We start from the raw sequence: 14,462 nt of genomic DNA on the forward strand, positions 1-14,462 counted from the left end.
GGTCTCCTTAGTTGTCGTGCCGCTGTGCGGCATCGTGATGCGGGAGAGTCGCGAAGCGTTCGACGACTACCGAGCGGAGACACTCTTCGCGCTGGATCGGAATCCATCGCGGGTCCCCGCTCTTCCTGCCTCGAACTTCGGACTCGGCTTCTTGAAAAACCTGCCGGAACAGTTCCGCTGCCAGCTCTACGTCGCTGAATCGTTTGGCGTGGGAGTGGTGCTCGGGCACCGGAGCGGCAGTGGCCGCGAGGCGGTCGATCTCGGCGACGAGGGCCGGGATCGGGCTCTCCGCTGACCACCCGCACTTCGAGCAGTAGAGGCTCGTGTGCGTGTGCTGGTACGGGCACTCGCCCACCCGAACCGCGTACGCCCTGGCGGCGGCCAGCTGCTGCGCCGTCAGCGCATCCGATTCGGCGCCGTGGAAGGTCGCCTCCACCTTGCCGCTCATGCGCTGGCCATTGTCAGTGCAGTGAGAGCCATGCGAGCGTCATCGATCAGGCGATTACGGCCTTCGGGTGCGAGGGACTCCCACTTGTACTGCGGCTGCAGCGTCCCTAGTGCTCTCTGCCTCCATAGTTCGCGGGCAACTCGCTCGATCGCAGCGTCGTCTACCTTGACCCGGTGAATGCCTTGTTCGGCGTCGTAGGTGTCTGCTGCGATGAGTGCGGCTCGGGCTCGTGGTTCCCACCGGTGGGCGAGGTAGTTGGTGGTGGCAGTGGGGGCGCTGGCGTGAAGGGCACGCGCTGCGGCTTCGTTCCTAGTGCTCATCGGGTGCCTCCCGTGAGTACGGCGAGCGCGGCGCGTGCGTAGCGGGTGGTGATGGTTTGGCAGTCGGGGCAGGCGTCCCAGCCGCTTTCGTAGTCGCACTGGCCGCAGTAGGCGCCTTCGCCGGCGATGGCGCGGGCCATGCGTTCGACGGAGGCGTCGTCGGCGCGGACGCGGCGGATGCCGCGGGCTGCGTCGCTCGTGTCGGCTGCTTCGAGTGCTGCGTTGGCTCGTGCTGCCCAGCGGGGCTCGTAGCCCTTGTACGGGGGAGCTCCGGCTGGTGATGCTGCCTGGAGGGCTTTGCCGGCGGCGGTGAGGCGCTCGGTGATCTGGATGGTTGGGGCTGGCATCAGTTGCGTCCCTCCGCCCGGATCAGGTGCCCGCGGAGCATCTCTTGCTCGCGTGCGTTGGAGATGGCGGCCGCGGCGATGAGGAGCACGACGGCCGTCAGAAGGAGCTGGAGCCAGTTCGCCGGGAACCAGATGATCAGGATGATCAGGGCGGCGACAGTGAGCACGAGCGCGTACTGGGTGAACTGAAGTCCACGCTTCATTCGGACTCTCCGATCAGGTTGAGGGCGTCTTGGAGCTTCTCTGGTGGGAAGAGGACGGCACGGGCCTTGGTGCCTTCGGCCGGTCCGACGAGGCCGAGGGTTTCGAGGCGGTCCATGATGCTGCCGGCCTTCGCAAAGCCGATGCGGAGCTTGCGCTGCAGCATGCTCGTGGATCCGAACTGGGTGGTGACGATCAGTTCGACGGCCTGGCGCTGCAGGGCCTCGTCGCCGCCGATGCTGTTGATGGCCTGCTGGAGGTACTCGAGCGCGCGCTCTTCCTCCTGCTTGTCCGTGGCCGTCTTCCCGCCAGCGGCGCGGAGCCTGTCCTCCTCGGCGGCAGTGTGCTCGCGGGAGAACTCCTGCAGGCGGTTGTACCAGTCCTTCCGCCACTCGTTCAGCTCGATCGCTAGGTCCGAGTCGTCCTCGGCGGCAACGGGCATCAGTAGGCCCATGAACGCCGGCCCGCAGGACACGAGCATGGACTTCCGGGAACCAGTCGGCTCGAGGATCAGCGGCTTGCCGTACGTACTCGTCGCCGCGATGAAGAGCTTGACCAGGGAACCGCTCGTCGCAAGGCGCGCAGGCATCTGCACCGTCGACTGAAGGGTCTGACGCATCAGCAGCGGGATGTTCGGGAACGGCTCGCCCACGTGGGTGCGCGGCACTGCGTAGTGCTTGCCCGGGAACAGGCCCGCGACGTCGGTGAACAGGATCTCCTTCTCCCGCACCTCGATGCGCAGGGCATCCCCGATTTCGCCCTCCGGGTTCGACTTCGACCGGAAGAGCATCATGACCTCCCGAACGACGTCGGGCGTCAGGTCGAACTGGTCATCCTCGTAGGACCCCGTCAGCCCGGAGTGCTCCCACACCGAGGCGATCGACATGCCCACCGTGTACCGGTTGGTCGCCGTCACATACAGGTTGTGCTCGTTCACCGTGAAGTGAACGCGGTGCGTGGACACGATGTCCGCGCTCTTCTCCGCATGAGGCGCGCACGACTGCATCGCCTGGCGGAAGTCCATCGTGTTGACGTCGATGACCATCGGGCTCACTGAGCACCCTCCTTGCGGAGCCGGGTGCCCTCGCTGCGGAGCTCTGCGCCCGCGGGGTCGAGCCGGTCCGCGAAGCGTCGCAGCATTTTGGGCAGCGCGGCGCTGAGGTGGCGCTCTTCGAGGATGCGTGCCGTGTGGTCGAGCTGCCAGGCGTCGACCTCATCCGAGGTGATGTCGCCAAAGGGGCGGAGCGGGAGCAGCTCGTCGGTGCCGGCGTCCTCAATGACAAGTGCGACGAGGTCCGTCCAGTCGATGGCCTCGACCGCTCCCTCGACCGTCGATTCGAGGCTCGTGATCAGTTCGGCGAACTTCGACAGGAAGGGGTCGAGTGCCTTCGTCAGGTCCTCGTGCTCGACCTCGGTCAGCTCCTCGTCGCGGGCCTTGAGCTTCGCGAGCGCGGAGCGGAGGGGCTCGGGGTCGGAGTAGTCGGCGGATCCGGTGAGGGGGGAGAGCCCGGCTGGCATGCGGGCCGCTTCGTCCTGGTGGGCGGCGAGCGCCTTCGCGCAGTCATGCTGGTTGCCAGAGGTGCCATGAACGCGGCCGTACTGGTTGATTTCGTCGTCGTCCACGCCGCCGTTGCGGGCATAGATCACGGCGATCTCACAGATGGCCAGCTCGTAGCCCCAGCCCTCCAGCTCGAACTCCTCGCCGCCGGCGGCGTGGAAGCGCTGAAGGCGCGATCGGAGCCACTCCGGGAGAGCGTCCTCGCGCTTCTGCCAGTCCTCACGGTTCTCGGCAAGACGCTCGCGCTTCTCCTGGTCCCACTTCGCCCGCCGGTCAGCGTCCGCCTGCGCGAAGTGCTCATCCGAGCGGTGGAAGATCCAACTGTCCGAGTCCGGGAGGCGTAGCCCGCCGATCCAGTTGAAGCCGTACATCTCCCGCACGACCTGCCGACCCTCGGCGTAGTGGTAGGAGTCAACGGGGGACAGCATCGTCCAGCCGTCGCTCATCTTCAGGGTCGCGCCGTCACCGTGGTGCGTCACCTTCTCGATGGTGACGAGCTTCTCGTGGCGGTCGGTGAAAGTCTCGGTGGTCATAGCTTGCTCTCCTGTGGGTGCTGTCTGCGGATGTGGTCCTGCACGAGGGAGGACACGGGATGTCTGAAGGGGCAGTAGGGGCAGAGGTTCGGGTCAGGCATCGGGCCTCGCCTCGGACTCCGTCCGCCGCCACCCGGCAGCGGTGAGGTGCTGCGCGAGACCGACGGAGGATCGCGTGGGCTCGTCCGTGCAGCTGATGCGCCACTGCTCGTCCTGCCACTGCTGAATGTCTGCGGCGAGTTCCTCGGCCGTCATCGCATGCCGCTCCACTGACGCCGAGCGCCTGGAACGCTCTTCGCTGGGCCCGTGTTGCGGTGCTTGCGCAGGTGCAGCGCCCGCTCACGGGGGTCGGTGGGGACGGGCTCGGGCACGAGGCCGGCGGTGCGAAGCCACTTGCCGACGTCGGCCAGCTGGCCGTAGGTGATGCCGAGCGGGGTGCCGGCGAGCGTCACCTGCTCATTTCGTCGGTGGCAGGTGCATGCACACGCCGTCGGCTTGTCCAGGTGCTCGTCCCAGGCTGCTTCGTTGCACTTGTGGTGGTTGGAGTCCCGGCAATCGGGGGAGAGGATGGCAGTCATCGGCTGGCCTCCGCCCGGTAAGGCGACTGCACGCGGTGCGGCCCGATCTTGCTGGCAACAGTGATCCAGTTGTCCACGGTTCCCACGCCTAGCCCGAGGTCGAAGGCGAGCTGCTTCTCGATGTTCGCGCCAGGGCTTCGCTCCCAACCAGGCAGGAGTGCGATTGCGTCGGCTTCGAGGAGCTGCCCCAAGCCTGCCCGCATGTAGCCCTGCCACGAGGACTGCTCAGGGTTGCGGGCCGGATTGAGCGTCCGGTATCCGGCGTCCTGCAGCTGCTTCTCGGCGGCGTGGAATGCGGGGTAGTTGAAGTCAGGCAGACCAGTCATTGGGCCAGCGATGTAGACCGCCATCAGGGTGTCAGGGGCGCCTGCTGGCAGAGCCGGGGCCGGGGCGCCCTCCCGCGTCACGAGGGGAGGCGTGGACCGTCCGCCCATGATCGCGCCGACGAGCAGGCAGGCAAGGAAAAGGTAGGCAAGGATCGCGGCCGTGAGCTCGAGGGCGTTCATCGGGTCCCCTTCCGGTGCAGGACCCACTTCGTCCCTGCGGAGGCGATCGTCGACTTCGAGATCGTCTCGCCCAGGCGGTGGTAGGTCATGACCCTGCGCGGGTACAGGCCGCCGTCGTCCTTGATGTCCTCGACGACCCGGAGAGCCGGGTTGAAGCTGTTCGTCGGGTAGACGACGTCGCCCTTGCCCATGTCTCCGACGCGGATCCTGCCGTGGTCCGCGAGCGCGGGGCGGGTGGACCAGAAGGTTTCGGCTGCGATGGAGTACTGGCGGGGCTGGCCGTCGAGGTCGTACTCGAAGAGGTAGTGCTTGAGGCCGTTGACGAGGGCGGGGCCCTGCAGCTTCAGCTTGGGGACGCCTTCGAGGCCGTGGGCTTGCCAGGCCTTCCCGATGGGGATCTGTGGTTCTGGTTCCGCGGTCATGGTGTCGTCCTCGCTTCCTGGGTTTTGTTCGAGTGGATTGCGTCTGGCAGGTCGAGTGGTGGGTTGGACCAGTCGCAGAAGGAGCAGCCGGGCCCGCCGCAGAGGTGTGGGGCGGCGACGCGGGGGACTGGTGGGAGGTTTTCGCTCACGCGGCTACCCCCAGCGATTCGGCAGCGCAGGCGATGAGGTCGCGGGCGGCGGGAGGGGTCACGGCGTTGCCGGACATCTTGACCTGCTCGCGCTTGTTGCCGAGCATCTTGTACTCCGCAGGGAACGCCATGCCGCGCTTGATCTCGTGGGGCTCGAGCATCCGGAACAGGCAGTCCTCGACGTCGGGCACTTTCCACTCGGTGAGGGCGTGGTGCGTGCCGTTAGCTGCGAAAGTGTCCAGGGGCTCGGCGACGTCCTTCGGGGCGTTGGTGCCGCGCAGCGTGGTGATCATCGCGAAGCGGTCTCGGGTGCTCAGCGTGTCGATCGGGTGCCCGACGGACTTCATGCCGCCGTTGCCGTAGTAGGACATGAGCAGGCCCGTCTCGTTGCGGGTGGTCATGGTGCGCATTGCCGCGCGGACGCTGGCCGCGCTCTTGCCCTCGCGGCCCTCAACCGGGATCAGGAGGGACTGGTGGCCAGCCGTGGTCAGGGTGCGCATGACCTCGGTGGCCGGCGTCGTCATCTCGGCGCCGCCCGTGTTGTTCCGCATCAGCAGGGCACGGGTGTACGACGTCGTCTGCGTGCGGAACGGGTCCTCTGTGCCGGAGATGACCGGGGCGCCGCGTACCGCGTCCACGACGAGGCCCTTCGAGAGCGACGTGTGCAGCGTGCGCAGCGGGTCCGTGTCCGGCCAAATGCGGTAGTAGTCACCGCCGCGGCGAGGATCGGTCGAGTCGTACTGGTTGCCTGCCGCCTCGAGGTGCATCGCCTGACCGTGGTACTTCCGCAGGCCGGCTTCGATGCGGGCGAGTGTCTTGGCCGCGAGGGGCCGTGCCCGGTCACCGATCCGCTCCCCGGCGATCGACCAGTCGATGGCACTGGAGGCTGGCAGCCAGCCTGGCTCGACGATCTGGTTGCGGCAGGTCGTGTTCGGGCAGCGGTAGTTGTACTGCGCGCGGTAGCGGCCCCAGCGCTCGGCCTTCTTGAATACCTGCATCGCGTTGACCAGCTGGCCGCACCCGGAGCAGTACGCCTTCGGGCGGAAGTACTTCTCGAAGTCGGGCCGCTGGTTACCCTTGCGCCAGAAGACCACGTACATGCGATCGCGGGACTGAGGCGCCGGGAGGCCACCGAACTGTGCGTGCATGCTGTTGAGATAGACGATGTGGTGGTCGTAGCCGAGGGACGTCATGGCCATCAGCCAGGCGTCGAACATGACCCACTTCGCGGCGTCGACGACGTTCTCCGTGATGATGATCTTGTAGCCGTGGTGCTCGGCGAACCGGGGCACGTCCCACATCGTGGCGCGGGACCGGTCCGCGGCCTCGTCCGGCAGGCTGTCGCCGAAGAGGTCGGGCTGGTTCGTCCCGCGCTTCTTGCCCTTCGCCACCGAGTGGTTCGTGCACTCCGGGGAGGCCCAGAGGATGTCGGAGCTGGCGACGTAGCGAGGATCGACCTGGGAGACGTCAGCGCAGAGGTGCGCGGCGTCCTGGTGATTGCTGTTGTGGGTATCGATGGCGAGCTGCCAGTGGTTCATGGCGCTCTTGACGGTGACGCCCGGGACCTCGGTGGCCCCGGTGCTGGAGCCGCCGGCGCCGCAGAACATGTCTGTCAGGGTCAGCACTGGGCACACGCTCCCGTCAGGTGAAGCTGGATCATGGTGGGTTCCGTTCGAAGAAAGTGGGGGGCTACTTGGCGTACTCGCGCCAGCGGGTGCCGAGTGGGTGGATGCGCTGGCGGCGGCGTCGCTCGAGGTACTTGATGAAGCCCGGCATGACGGTGGCTAGCCGATTGAGCTCGGCCGGGGAGATCGTCTCGTTCTCGGCCTGCAGCTTGAGCCGCGCCATCGTGACCAGGCGCTGGCTGCCGTCGGGGGCCATCATGCGCTGCACCGGCAGTCTCCGTTCAGCGGGTGAACCGGCACGTTGCACGACGGGCACCGCTCGGACTCGATCTGTGGCCGTGGTTTGGCTTCAGGCTGCTGCTTTGGCACGGGGCACCTCCCGGCGGCGCGAGATTTGGCCAGCAGCCATGCGGTGCGTGCTGACGTGCAGGTCAGCCCAGGCAAGGGCATCCGCGCGGTTCGCGAAGTTCTTGACCGCGCCGTCGGCGTCGGAGATCACGTAGGGCTCCTGCCACACCGTGACGATCCACTGACTGCCGTTCTGCCGGACGGTGGCGCGAGGGTGCTGCAGCTCGTCGCAGCGGGCCGAGGGGCTGAGCGGCTTGTTGAGCATCATCAGACGGCCGATGCCGTCGCTTGGCCTTGTGGTTGGAATGACGCTCATGGCTTCGCCGCCTCGCTCTCGATGTAGGTGCGGAGGAAGCCCTCGGCCGCGCGAAGCTGAGCGAGCGCGTGCACGGGCTGGTTGTCCTGGGTGAGCAGGAGGGAGCGCGTGAGGTGTCCCTCCGCGTTCAGGATGAGGTCTCCGGCGGGTCGCTCGGCGACCTCCAAGACGGGTGCTGATTCGACGGTCATGGGGTCACTTCCAGAGGTTGTTCGAGAGGACGATGGCGCTGGCAGCGACGATGAGTGCTGACAGGGTGTTCACGCTGTGGTCGACGCCGGCCGTCGCGAGGTATGTGTAGGCGGCTGCGGCGAGCGCGAGGGTGAGGATGATGTTGAGCGCTGCGGTGCGGTTGATCGTGGTGCGCATGTCAGGCTCGCTTCTTTGCTCGGGTGCCGATCTGGCGGACGCTGGCGGAGCTGCTGGCGCTGATCTGCTCGGCTTGGCTGGCTGGTGCCGCGGTGCGGACGGGCCGGGTGCGGAGTTCCGCGATCTCGCGGATGTGCTCGCTGGTGAAGACGAGCTTGTTCCTGCCCCAGGTGATGTGCGGGATCTTGCCCTCGTAGGCCTGATCGCGGAGGAAGTTCTCCGTGCACTTCATGAGCTCGGCGGCCTCGGCTGGGGTGTAGAACTCAAGCTCCACGACTCGCTCCTTCCGCATTGGCTGAGGCGGCGGTCATACGAGGACCCCTGCCCGTTCGACAGCCTGCTGGGACTGGGCGAGCTTCCGGCGGAGGTAGTCCACGCCTGAGGGCCGCACCCACGTGGTGTGGGTGGGGATCGTTTCGCCGTCGCGGTTGCGGCGTGTGCCGACCTTGATCTCGAAGTGGTGCATGTAGCGCTGGTAGGGCAGGTTGTTGCCCTGCAGGATGCCGAGGTGGCGCAGCTCGCGGAAGAGGACGTTGCGGCCGTAGCCGATCGCCTTCGCGGCGGCTTCCATGCTGTAGAGGCCCTGGGCTTCCATCAGTTCGTCGAACGCTTCGGCCTTCGGCGCGGCGAGCTGCAGTTGCTCCGCCTGGTCGATGACCTGGCGTGCGAGGACGAGAACCTGCTCCTGCTGGGAGAGCTGGGGGACAGCGGCGTACTGGCCGGTCGTGCGGATCGCTGGGAGCACCTCGTGGGTGACCCAGCGCTTGAAGCCCCGGGCCTGCTCCTTCCTGCTGCGCAAGATCAGGGAGTACAGGCCGGCTTCGTTGATGAGGGACATCGACTGGACGCCACCGGGGGTGTCCACACTGTGTACGCCCCTCTCGTCCTCGTCGAGGAGAGCGACGGATGAGCGGTTGAGGTCGAGCGTCGCCAGGACGTCGGCGGCAACGAACCATGGTTCTCCGTCGACGGTCGCGGTCCGCACCTCGTGACCTTCGAAGGTGAAGGGTTGTATCGTGGTCATGAACTTTCCTTCTCAGAATGGGTCGGTTTGCGCGGTCAGCTAGCTCGAACTAGCTGACCGCTTCTGCGTTCTCGGGAGCCTGCTCGGCGGAGTAGTACTCACGGGCGACGAACCCAGAGAGGTGCGCGTGCAGAGCGTCGTAGTCGCGCTTCAGCCCGGCCCATGCCGCTTCCATGTGCGCCAGGCCGGCGTCGAGCTGGCCGGTGCGGTCCAGTGAGCGGATGACGGCGAGCTCGCGGTCGAACCGGTGCGCTGCGGAGGAGAACTGGTTGAATGCCGAGATCCGCTTGTCAGCGGCTGTCCGTTCCGCGAAGAACGCGGGGGAGGCCTCGGCACGCTCGGGCTTCTCGAAGAACCGCGGGTCGCGCAGGTCTTCCTTGACGTGGTGAGCGTGACGCCGCTCGAACTGGGCCATCAGCTTCGGGTCGCGCTCAATGCACGCCTTCTTGCAGGTGTGGCAGAGCAGGTGGCCAGCGCCGAGACGAGCGAGGGCGCCAGGCACGGCGGGCTGCTGCGGCTGGGGGAGCGCAGCAGCCTCGCCGGCGGCCTCCGCGGCGAGCGGAGCGGTGGAAGACGCACCGGTCAGCGCGGAAGTTGGGTCGCAGCCCTTGGGGCTGGCGTTGTTCATGGCCGGTTCCCGTGAGTAGCGGCACAAGTGGTGGCGGTGGACAAGACGAGTGGTGCAAGGCAACAGCGCATTGCATATCCTTCTGGAGATCGAGACAGCGCCCCATCCGAGGGTGGGACTGGTCTGGGTTTGGAAGCGGCTCGGCATACTCTCTTGGCGGATAGGTGCCGGGCCGCTCATTCATTTGTCGTTGCTTCGGCGTCTCGCAGAGCCTGCGCGACGTCTAGTAGTTCTGCGGTCGTACTCACCAAGCCGTCCCAGTCCATGTCGGCGTAGGCCAGACGCGCCTGATACTGCAGGTGAGCGAACCGCTCGTGGAGCTGAGCTCCCGTCAGACTGAGACCAGTTGAGCTTTTGGGTTCACGCTCCGGAGCGTGGCCCTAGTGCTTACGTTTCTCCGTCCATTCTGGTCAGGAATCGTGGACACCTTTGTCAAAAAAAGGTCTTCCACCCCAACCCCGAGAAACTTCGCGATGCGGAGTGCCGGCTCAGTGTTCAGCGTCTTGGCTTCGCCACGCAGAATCTTGCCCATGTACGTATGCGTCTTGTACCCGGCAACCACTGCGAGCTGGCGCTGAGAGACGTCCTGGACGATCATCAGCCTCTGCAGCTTCTTGACGTCTCGAACTTCCATCCAAATCTCTCCGATCGGATTGGGTAACTTGATAGGTCTCACGATACATATTCCTGTCCGTAGTGTCCACTAATACGGATAGCGTAGCACCCACTGGTGCCCACTCCACAAGACCCCTCACATGCTTTTCTTCCCTTAAACCGCGCCGCCACAAGTAAAGGGGGGGTTCTCTTTGTACGATTCCTAGTGCCCACTAGTTCGTACATGCCGGTGTCCACGTCGTTAGGCATCTGAGTGCATCCCGCAGAGGATTTGATCGTGAACAGCAGACATCCCCTTGGAGACCTCATCGAGAGGGTCCAGGAGAAGAACGGCTGGTCCGACCGCGACCTCGCGGACAGGGCCGGCAGGATGAACCTCGAGATCGCAAAGTCGAACTTCTCTCGGCTGAAAAACCAGCCCTTGAACTCGATCAAAGGTTCCCTCATCAAGGGGCTAGCAGAGGTGCTCGACATCAGCGAAAGCAGGGTGGCACAGGCCGCCCTGGCCAGCTTGGGTGTCGACCTCGGCCCGGCGGACGATTCTTTGGACGTCGCTGTTCGCCGTTCGCTCGACTTGAGCGAACGGGACCGCCGCATCATCAACGCGGTCCTCACGACGATGCGAACAGAGGAGCGTGGTGGGAATGTCAGTACCGCCCCCATTACCCGAGCAGGGGAGAGCCCTGCTCCGAGCAACACCGACACGACACAGGACGACGTCGACCTGGCTGCGTACGAGACCGGCCAGGAGAGTCAGGGCCGCCGCTTGCGCCGGCTGCAGGACGAAGCCGCCGAGGGCTCGCAGGATTGACAAGCTCAGATATCCCCAATGTCCAGGCAACGCGGTCTAATAGGTACATCAGACGAGCCCTCGGGCCACGAAGGAGGTGAACGACAATGGCATTCCCAGTCGACCTGACGGCAACGCTCAGCGGCGCTAGCGTCTCGCAACTCAGCAACTGGAGAAGGACTCGTCTCCTCATCCCAGAGCACGCAAGCGCCCCGCGCGCGCTCTATTCGTTCCGGGATGTGATGGCACTCCGAACCGTAGTGAGCTTGCGTCGGGACATCTCGCTGCAAAAGATCCGCAGAGCCTTCAGCAGCCTGTCCGAACTCAGCCTGACCGATCACCCATCCAAGTACTCGCTTGTCACTGACGGCAGCTCCGTCTATCTGGTCGAAGAAGATGAGGCGCTCGATCTCGTACTCCGACCCGGTCAACGCGTGGTCGCCGGACTCACCGACATCTTCGAGCCGTTCACTAACATGCAAGGGCGACAAGTGGTCGACTTCCTTCGACCGCGGCCCCATCTTGAGGTTCGCGAGCGTCGCATTGGAGGGTGGCCAACCATTGCGGGCACCCGCGTTCCTTACGACACGGTTTCAATGATGGTGAAGGACGGCTCGATCCTTCCGTCCGAAGTCCCCTACTACTACCCTTCCGTCCGGGCAGAGGACGTCGCCGACGCTGTCGATTTCGACGCCGAGGTTCGATCGATCGGAGCGACCGCTTGAGGTGCTTCATCGATGAGAATCTCCACACTCAGCTCGTGGACATCCTTCAGGCGCTATCCCCTGCCACCGAGTTCTCCCACGCCCATCATGAACAGCTCTCGGGATATGACGACGAGGACCTGATTCCAGAGGTCGCGCGCCGAGGATTCGACGTACTGATCACAGACGATCGCCGTCAGATGGTGAATCTTGAGGAGCTAGCCGCCCTGCAGCGATCCGGCATGCACTGGGTCAGCCTCGTGAAGGTGAACGTCTTCGGCATGCACGGACTAGGCGCGACCACTGCCACGCTGGTGGCAGCTCTGCCACACCTCCTCGACATTCACCAGGAGGAACAGGTACCGCAGCGGATCAGACTCAAGGGCCGAGGACGCGAGCGGAGCCAAGTGCTCACGCATCGTCCGCTCTGACCTCGGTGCAAGCGCGGGTGAATTACACCAATGTAGTTCGCCTCTGCAACTAATAACGTCACCGGTGCTTTCTAGCTTGGGGGCATGGTCTCAATCCACCCCTGGCGCGAACTGCGCGCACTGTCGCACATCACCGTGGAATGGGTGGAACTCCCGGAGGGCGTGCACGCCCGTACGAACGGTGTCGACCGGATCCTGATGGACAAGTGGCTCCTGCAGGTTGAGCGGCGCTGCGCCTTGGCGCACGAGCTCCAGCACATCAGGATGGGTCACCGCGGCCACCAGCTGCCGCGCGTCGAGCTCATGGTGCGGGTCATCGTGGCGCGCCGGCTCATCCCGCTCGAGGACCTCGTGGCTGCGTGCTGCTGGTCGAGGGAAAACCTCTGGGAGATGGCTGAGGAACTCTGGGTCACCCCGGAGGTCCTGTGGGACCGACTCATGCACCTCGACGCGAAGGAACGCGATGTCCTCAACTCCACTGACTGAACGCGACCAGCACATCCCGACCATGGCCGGCGCGAGCTACCGGCGCCAGGGCGGACTGGAGAGCGACATCGGGCAGCTGTTCAGCATGACCCCCACCGCGTTCTACCAACGAGTGAACCAGCTGCTCGACACTGCAGCCGCGCTGGCATGGAACCCGATGCTTGTACAGCGGCTGCGAGCGCAGCGGAGGAGTCAGGACCGGCCTCGGGCTCGTCGCCTGGGCGTTCCGATCTAGAGGCTTTGCTGCATCACCTCGGGCGCCCGTGCGTAGACTTGGCGACGCACTTCGGCCCGCCTGCTCAGGCGGTCCATCGCTCGAGCAACGGTAAGGAAGTATCGCTTCGTGGACCCCAACACTTTCAGCAAACAATTGCTGTTCAACACCGTTCGCATCGTGACTGAGACTCCGAATGGGTTGAGCAGCGGAACGGGCTTCATCGTCGACGCAGCGCACGCCACAGAGGGTGGCGACTTCATGCTTCCCGTCATCGTGACGAACAAGCATGTTCTTGCGGGGGCTACAAAGACGACTGTTACCTTCATACCCAAGGAGAAGGGCAGCAGCCGGCCTGCTCTGGGTACGGCGATTGAAGTGGACTTTGGGCCAGGCGAGATACCTACCTACGAGCACCCAGATCCAGTGGTCGACGTCGCAGCGTTCGAACTCGGCCCGCTCATGGATACCATCGAAGACGAGATTTTCTTCGTGACGCTGCCTCGGGAGATTCTTCCGTCTGCCGAAGTCGCCTCCAAGCTCGATGCGGTTGAGGAGGTCACCTTCGTCGGTTATCCCAACGGTTATTACGACGAGCAGCACTACACCCCGATTATCCGTCGCGGGATCACGGCCACCCCCATTGCACTGCCTTTCAGCGGGCGCCCCGTTTTCCTGGTCGACGGAAGTGTCTTCGGAGGCAGTAGCGGCTCGCCTGTGTTCATACTCAACCAAGGAACCTACTCCGACGGGAAGGGCAGCATGATCCTAGGATCCAGACTCCTCCTTGTTGGTGTTATTGCCGCGACGATGTTGCGTCACAAGGAACTACCACTTGAGGTGCGCCATGCTCCTCATACAAAACTGGCGCAGGAGATCAATCTCGGTGTGGTTTTCGACTACGTCGCAATCACGCGCGTATTGGACTTGATCCGAGACGCGAAACTCACGCACCTCCAATCAAAATGAGCGTGTATCGCTATCGAGGCAGGGTGTGGACAGTGTCCACACCCGTGTCCTTCAGAGGCCCTGCTACCCGCCCCTTCTGACCGCGTTCCCGCGACTTTGCGGGTGTGCCCCTTTGTCTGCTGCACCCTTGTCCGGTTCGAGTCCCACTTCGGGCACCTGCAACGCCCAGTCAAGGGCGGGTGGCACCGGGACGTGTGCACGGAAGTCGTCGTCGGGTGCACAGCACATCATGATTACCGCCATGGCGAACATCACGGAACGCACCCGCACAGGCGGATCGAAGTCCTTGCGCCGCACGCCATCGTCCAAGACAACACCACGACGCCTACAGTTGGCGCCGTCATAACCGAGCACACCGACCAGCTCATCCGACCCACGAAACAGACGATCCGCAACGTGCACGTGCTCCTTGCGAGCTCCATGGAGACCGCAATCCGGTACGGGTAGCCCGGGGACAGCCCGTGCCGGGGAAACGCGCTGCCGAGCAAACCCCTCTCTAGGGATGTATCCGCCCACTACCGGAGGGCTGCGTGTGCTTCTCGGCATGGCTTGTTCTTCAGGCATATGATTCGGCCATGAAAAGCAACGGTGGGACGATCGGAGTGTCGATGCTCATCCTCGTCACTCTGGCGTCGTGCGGGGTTCCGCCGGCTTCCATGGACACAACCCCGAGCAGCAGCGCCGTGCCCTGTCATGGTGCCTATGTTGCTGACGTTGACACGAGTGTCCCAGGGGAGCCAACATTCGGGATGGCCGCCGAGGCGTGGGCCGATTCTGCAATGGCACCTTCCGGCGCTCCAAGCGGTGGCTGGGACGTTGTAGATGGGTTGACGGTGCGCAGTGGTGACTGGGCTGTCGGTCTGACCCAAACTGTTGGCGGC

The 14,462-nt window shown here is 64.8% G+C and carries 24 protein-coding genes; 6 read left to right on the top strand and 18 right to left on the bottom strand.

Going from position 1 to position 14,462, the window contains the following annotated elements:
* Window positions 1-7: 7 nt before the first annotated feature.
* The 18 genes from V6S67_RS08025 to V6S67_RS08110 all read right to left on the bottom strand — a co-directional run bounded on the left by V6S67_RS08025 (window position 8) and on the right by V6S67_RS08110 (window position 10,006).
* Window positions 8-448, bottom strand: coding sequence for a hypothetical protein (locus V6S67_RS08025; protein ID WP_334209745.1), 441 nt, complete (start codon window positions 446-448; stop codon window positions 8-10).
* A gap of 316 nt (window positions 449-764) precedes the next feature.
* Window positions 765-1,115 (bottom strand): hypothetical protein, encoded by a 351-nt coding sequence (locus tag V6S67_RS08030; RefSeq protein ID WP_334209746.1) that lies wholly within the window; start codon window positions 1,113-1,115, stop codon window positions 765-767.
* On the bottom strand, window positions 1,115-1,318 hold the full coding sequence (locus tag V6S67_RS08035) for a hypothetical protein (protein ID WP_334209747.1): 204 nt from the start codon (window positions 1,316-1,318) through the stop codon (window positions 1,115-1,117). Before V6S67_RS08035 ends, V6S67_RS08030 begins: the two co-directional genes overlap by 1 nt.
* A complete protein-coding gene (locus V6S67_RS19960; protein ID WP_442884873.1) occupies window positions 1,315-2,361 on the bottom strand; it encodes a DNA translocase FtsK in 1,047 nt (348 codons plus the stop codon). The genes V6S67_RS08035 and V6S67_RS19960 overlap by 4 nt, the downstream gene beginning before the upstream one ends.
* Before the next feature lie 5 nt (window positions 2,362-2,366).
* Window positions 2,367-3,407, bottom strand: a complete 1,041-nt coding sequence (locus V6S67_RS08045) for a hypothetical protein (protein WP_334209748.1) — start codon at window positions 3,405-3,407, stop codon at window positions 2,367-2,369.
* Between the two features lie 93 nt (window positions 3,408-3,500).
* Complete coding sequence (locus tag V6S67_RS08050) at window positions 3,501-3,662, bottom strand: hypothetical protein (protein WP_334209749.1); 162 nt, start codon at window positions 3,660-3,662, stop codon at window positions 3,501-3,503.
* Entirely contained in the window at window positions 3,659-3,985 is a 327-nt protein-coding gene (locus V6S67_RS08055; protein WP_334209750.1) for a hypothetical protein, read from the bottom strand. The genes V6S67_RS08050 and V6S67_RS08055 overlap by 4 nt, the downstream gene beginning before the upstream one ends.
* Complete coding sequence (locus V6S67_RS08060; RefSeq protein WP_334209751.1) at window positions 3,982-4,491, bottom strand: DUF4406 domain-containing protein; 510 nt, start codon at window positions 4,489-4,491, stop codon at window positions 3,982-3,984. The genes V6S67_RS08055 and V6S67_RS08060 overlap by 4 nt, the downstream gene beginning before the upstream one ends.
* Complete coding sequence (locus V6S67_RS08065; RefSeq protein ID WP_334209752.1) at window positions 4,488-4,913, bottom strand: hypothetical protein; 426 nt, start codon at window positions 4,911-4,913, stop codon at window positions 4,488-4,490. The genes V6S67_RS08060 and V6S67_RS08065 overlap by 4 nt, the downstream gene beginning before the upstream one ends.
* 145 nt (window positions 4,914-5,058) lie before the next feature.
* Window positions 5,059-6,687, bottom strand: a complete 1,629-nt coding sequence (locus V6S67_RS08070) for a DNA cytosine methyltransferase (protein ID WP_334209753.1) — start codon at window positions 6,685-6,687, stop codon at window positions 5,059-5,061.
* 64 nt (window positions 6,688-6,751) lie between these two features.
* Window positions 6,752-6,955: a hypothetical protein gene (locus V6S67_RS08075; RefSeq protein ID WP_334209754.1), complete on the bottom strand. Its 204-nt coding sequence runs from the start codon at window positions 6,953-6,955 to the stop codon at window positions 6,752-6,754.
* A gap of 81 nt (window positions 6,956-7,036) precedes the next feature.
* A complete protein-coding gene (locus tag V6S67_RS08080; protein ID WP_334209755.1) occupies window positions 7,037-7,351 on the bottom strand; it encodes a hypothetical protein in 315 nt (104 codons plus the stop codon).
* Window positions 7,348-7,542 carry a hypothetical protein gene (locus V6S67_RS08085; protein ID WP_334209756.1) on the bottom strand — a complete coding sequence of 65 codons (195 nt, stop codon included), beginning with the start codon at window positions 7,540-7,542 and terminating at the stop codon, window positions 7,348-7,350. The genes V6S67_RS08080 and V6S67_RS08085 overlap by 4 nt, the downstream gene beginning before the upstream one ends.
* Before the next feature lie 4 nt (window positions 7,543-7,546).
* Window positions 7,547-7,720 (bottom strand): hypothetical protein, encoded by a 174-nt coding sequence (locus tag V6S67_RS08090; protein ID WP_334209757.1) that lies wholly within the window; start codon window positions 7,718-7,720, stop codon window positions 7,547-7,549.
* Window position 7,721: 1 nt separating this feature from the next.
* Window positions 7,722-7,994 carry a helix-turn-helix domain-containing protein gene (locus V6S67_RS08095; RefSeq protein WP_334209758.1) on the bottom strand — a complete coding sequence of 91 codons (273 nt, stop codon included), beginning with the start codon at window positions 7,992-7,994 and terminating at the stop codon, window positions 7,722-7,724.
* A 33-nt stretch (window positions 7,995-8,027) separates the two neighbouring features.
* A complete protein-coding gene (locus V6S67_RS08100) occupies window positions 8,028-8,744 on the bottom strand; it encodes a phage antirepressor (RefSeq protein ID WP_334209759.1) in 717 nt (238 codons plus the stop codon).
* A gap of 49 nt (window positions 8,745-8,793) precedes the next feature.
* Window positions 8,794-9,372, bottom strand: coding sequence for a hypothetical protein (locus V6S67_RS08105; protein ID WP_334209760.1), 579 nt, complete (start codon window positions 9,370-9,372; stop codon window positions 8,794-8,796).
* 331 nt (window positions 9,373-9,703) lie between these two features.
* On the bottom strand, window positions 9,704-10,006 hold the full coding sequence (locus V6S67_RS08110) for a helix-turn-helix transcriptional regulator (protein ID WP_334209761.1): 303 nt from the start codon (window positions 10,004-10,006) through the stop codon (window positions 9,704-9,706).
* Between the two features lie 258 nt (window positions 10,007-10,264).
* Between V6S67_RS08110 and V6S67_RS08115 the strand changes: the two genes are divergently transcribed.
* From V6S67_RS08115 to V6S67_RS08140, 6 genes are all read left to right on the top strand, one after another.
* On the top strand, window positions 10,265-10,798 hold the full coding sequence (locus V6S67_RS08115; RefSeq protein WP_334209762.1) for a hypothetical protein: 534 nt from the start codon (window positions 10,265-10,267) through the stop codon (window positions 10,796-10,798).
* An 86-nt stretch (window positions 10,799-10,884) separates the two neighbouring features.
* Window positions 10,885-11,502 carry a DUF433 domain-containing protein gene (locus tag V6S67_RS08120; RefSeq protein WP_334209763.1) on the top strand — a complete coding sequence of 206 codons (618 nt, stop codon included), beginning with the start codon at window positions 10,885-10,887 and terminating at the stop codon, window positions 11,500-11,502.
* On the top strand, window positions 11,499-11,912 hold the full coding sequence (locus V6S67_RS08125) for a hypothetical protein (RefSeq protein WP_334209764.1): 414 nt from the start codon (window positions 11,499-11,501) through the stop codon (window positions 11,910-11,912). Before V6S67_RS08120 ends, V6S67_RS08125 begins: the two co-directional genes overlap by 4 nt.
* A gap of 84 nt (window positions 11,913-11,996) precedes the next feature.
* Window positions 11,997-12,398 carry an ImmA/IrrE family metallo-endopeptidase gene (locus tag V6S67_RS08130; RefSeq protein WP_334209765.1) on the top strand — a complete coding sequence of 134 codons (402 nt, stop codon included), beginning with the start codon at window positions 11,997-11,999 and terminating at the stop codon, window positions 12,396-12,398.
* Window positions 12,376-12,633: a DUF3263 domain-containing protein gene (locus tag V6S67_RS08135; protein WP_334209766.1), complete on the top strand. Its 258-nt coding sequence runs from the start codon at window positions 12,376-12,378 to the stop codon at window positions 12,631-12,633. The genes V6S67_RS08130 and V6S67_RS08135 overlap by 23 nt, the downstream gene beginning before the upstream one ends.
* Window positions 12,634-12,741: 108 nt before the next feature.
* Window positions 12,742-13,581, top strand: a complete 840-nt coding sequence (locus V6S67_RS08140) for a trypsin-like peptidase domain-containing protein (RefSeq protein WP_334209767.1) — start codon at window positions 12,742-12,744, stop codon at window positions 13,579-13,581.
* The last annotated feature ends 881 nt before the right edge of the window (window positions 13,582-14,462 follow it).

Source organism: Arthrobacter sp. Soc17.1.1.1, from assembly GCF_036867195.1.
Lineage (GTDB): Bacteria > Actinomycetota > Actinomycetes > Actinomycetales > Micrococcaceae > Arthrobacter_D.

What these genes read in the sequence shown, in the direction of transcription:
- V6S67_RS08035 (WP_334209747.1), bottom strand. Translation starts at nt 1,318, where the DNA reads ATGAAGCGTGGACTTCAGTTCACCCAGTACGCGCTCGTGCTCACTGTC.
- V6S67_RS08130 (WP_334209765.1), top strand. Translation starts at nt 11,997, where the DNA reads ATGGTCTCAATCCACCCCTGGCGCGAACTGCGCGCACTGTCGCACATC.
- V6S67_RS08055 (WP_334209750.1), bottom strand. Translation starts at nt 3,985, where the DNA reads ATGACTGCCATCCTCTCCCCCGATTGCCGGGACTCCAACCACCACAAG.
- V6S67_RS08085 (WP_334209756.1), bottom strand. Translation starts at nt 7,542, where the DNA reads ATGACCGTCGAATCAGCACCCGTCTTGGAGGTCGCCGAGCGACCCGCC.
- V6S67_RS08065 (WP_334209752.1), bottom strand. Translation starts at nt 4,913, where the DNA reads ATGACCGCGGAACCAGAACCACAGATCCCCATCGGGAAGGCCTGGCAA.
- V6S67_RS08030 (WP_334209746.1), bottom strand. Translation starts at nt 1,115, where the DNA reads ATGCCAGCCCCAACCATCCAGATCACCGAGCGCCTCACCGCCGCCGGC.
- V6S67_RS08025 (WP_334209745.1), bottom strand. Translation starts at nt 448, where the DNA reads ATGAGCGGCAAGGTGGAGGCGACCTTCCACGGCGCCGAATCGGATGCG.
- V6S67_RS19960 (WP_442884873.1), bottom strand. Translation starts at nt 2,361, where the DNA reads ATGGTCATCGACGTCAACACGATGGACTTCCGCCAGGCGATGCAGTCG.
- V6S67_RS08120 (WP_334209763.1), top strand. Translation starts at nt 10,885, where the DNA reads ATGGCATTCCCAGTCGACCTGACGGCAACGCTCAGCGGCGCTAGCGTC.
- V6S67_RS08110 (WP_334209761.1), bottom strand. Translation starts at nt 10,006, where the DNA reads ATGGAAGTTCGAGACGTCAAGAAGCTGCAGAGGCTGATGATCGTCCAG.
- V6S67_RS08060 (WP_334209751.1), bottom strand. Translation starts at nt 4,491, where the DNA reads ATGAACGCCCTCGAGCTCACGGCCGCGATCCTTGCCTACCTTTTCCTT.
- V6S67_RS08050 (WP_334209749.1), bottom strand. Translation starts at nt 3,662, where the DNA reads ATGACGGCCGAGGAACTCGCCGCAGACATTCAGCAGTGGCAGGACGAG.
- V6S67_RS08080 (WP_334209755.1), bottom strand. Translation starts at nt 7,351, where the DNA reads ATGAGCGTCATTCCAACCACAAGGCCAAGCGACGGCATCGGCCGTCTG.
- V6S67_RS08135 (WP_334209766.1), top strand. Translation starts at nt 12,376, where the DNA reads ATGTCCTCAACTCCACTGACTGAACGCGACCAGCACATCCCGACCATG.
- V6S67_RS08105 (WP_334209760.1), bottom strand. Translation starts at nt 9,372, where the DNA reads ATGAACAACGCCAGCCCCAAGGGCTGCGACCCAACTTCCGCGCTGACC.
- V6S67_RS08090 (WP_334209757.1), bottom strand. Translation starts at nt 7,720, where the DNA reads ATGCGCACCACGATCAACCGCACCGCAGCGCTCAACATCATCCTCACC.
- V6S67_RS08045 (WP_334209748.1), bottom strand. Translation starts at nt 3,407, where the DNA reads ATGACCACCGAGACTTTCACCGACCGCCACGAGAAGCTCGTCACCATC.
- V6S67_RS08100 (WP_334209759.1), bottom strand. Translation starts at nt 8,744, where the DNA reads ATGACCACGATACAACCCTTCACCTTCGAAGGTCACGAGGTGCGGACC.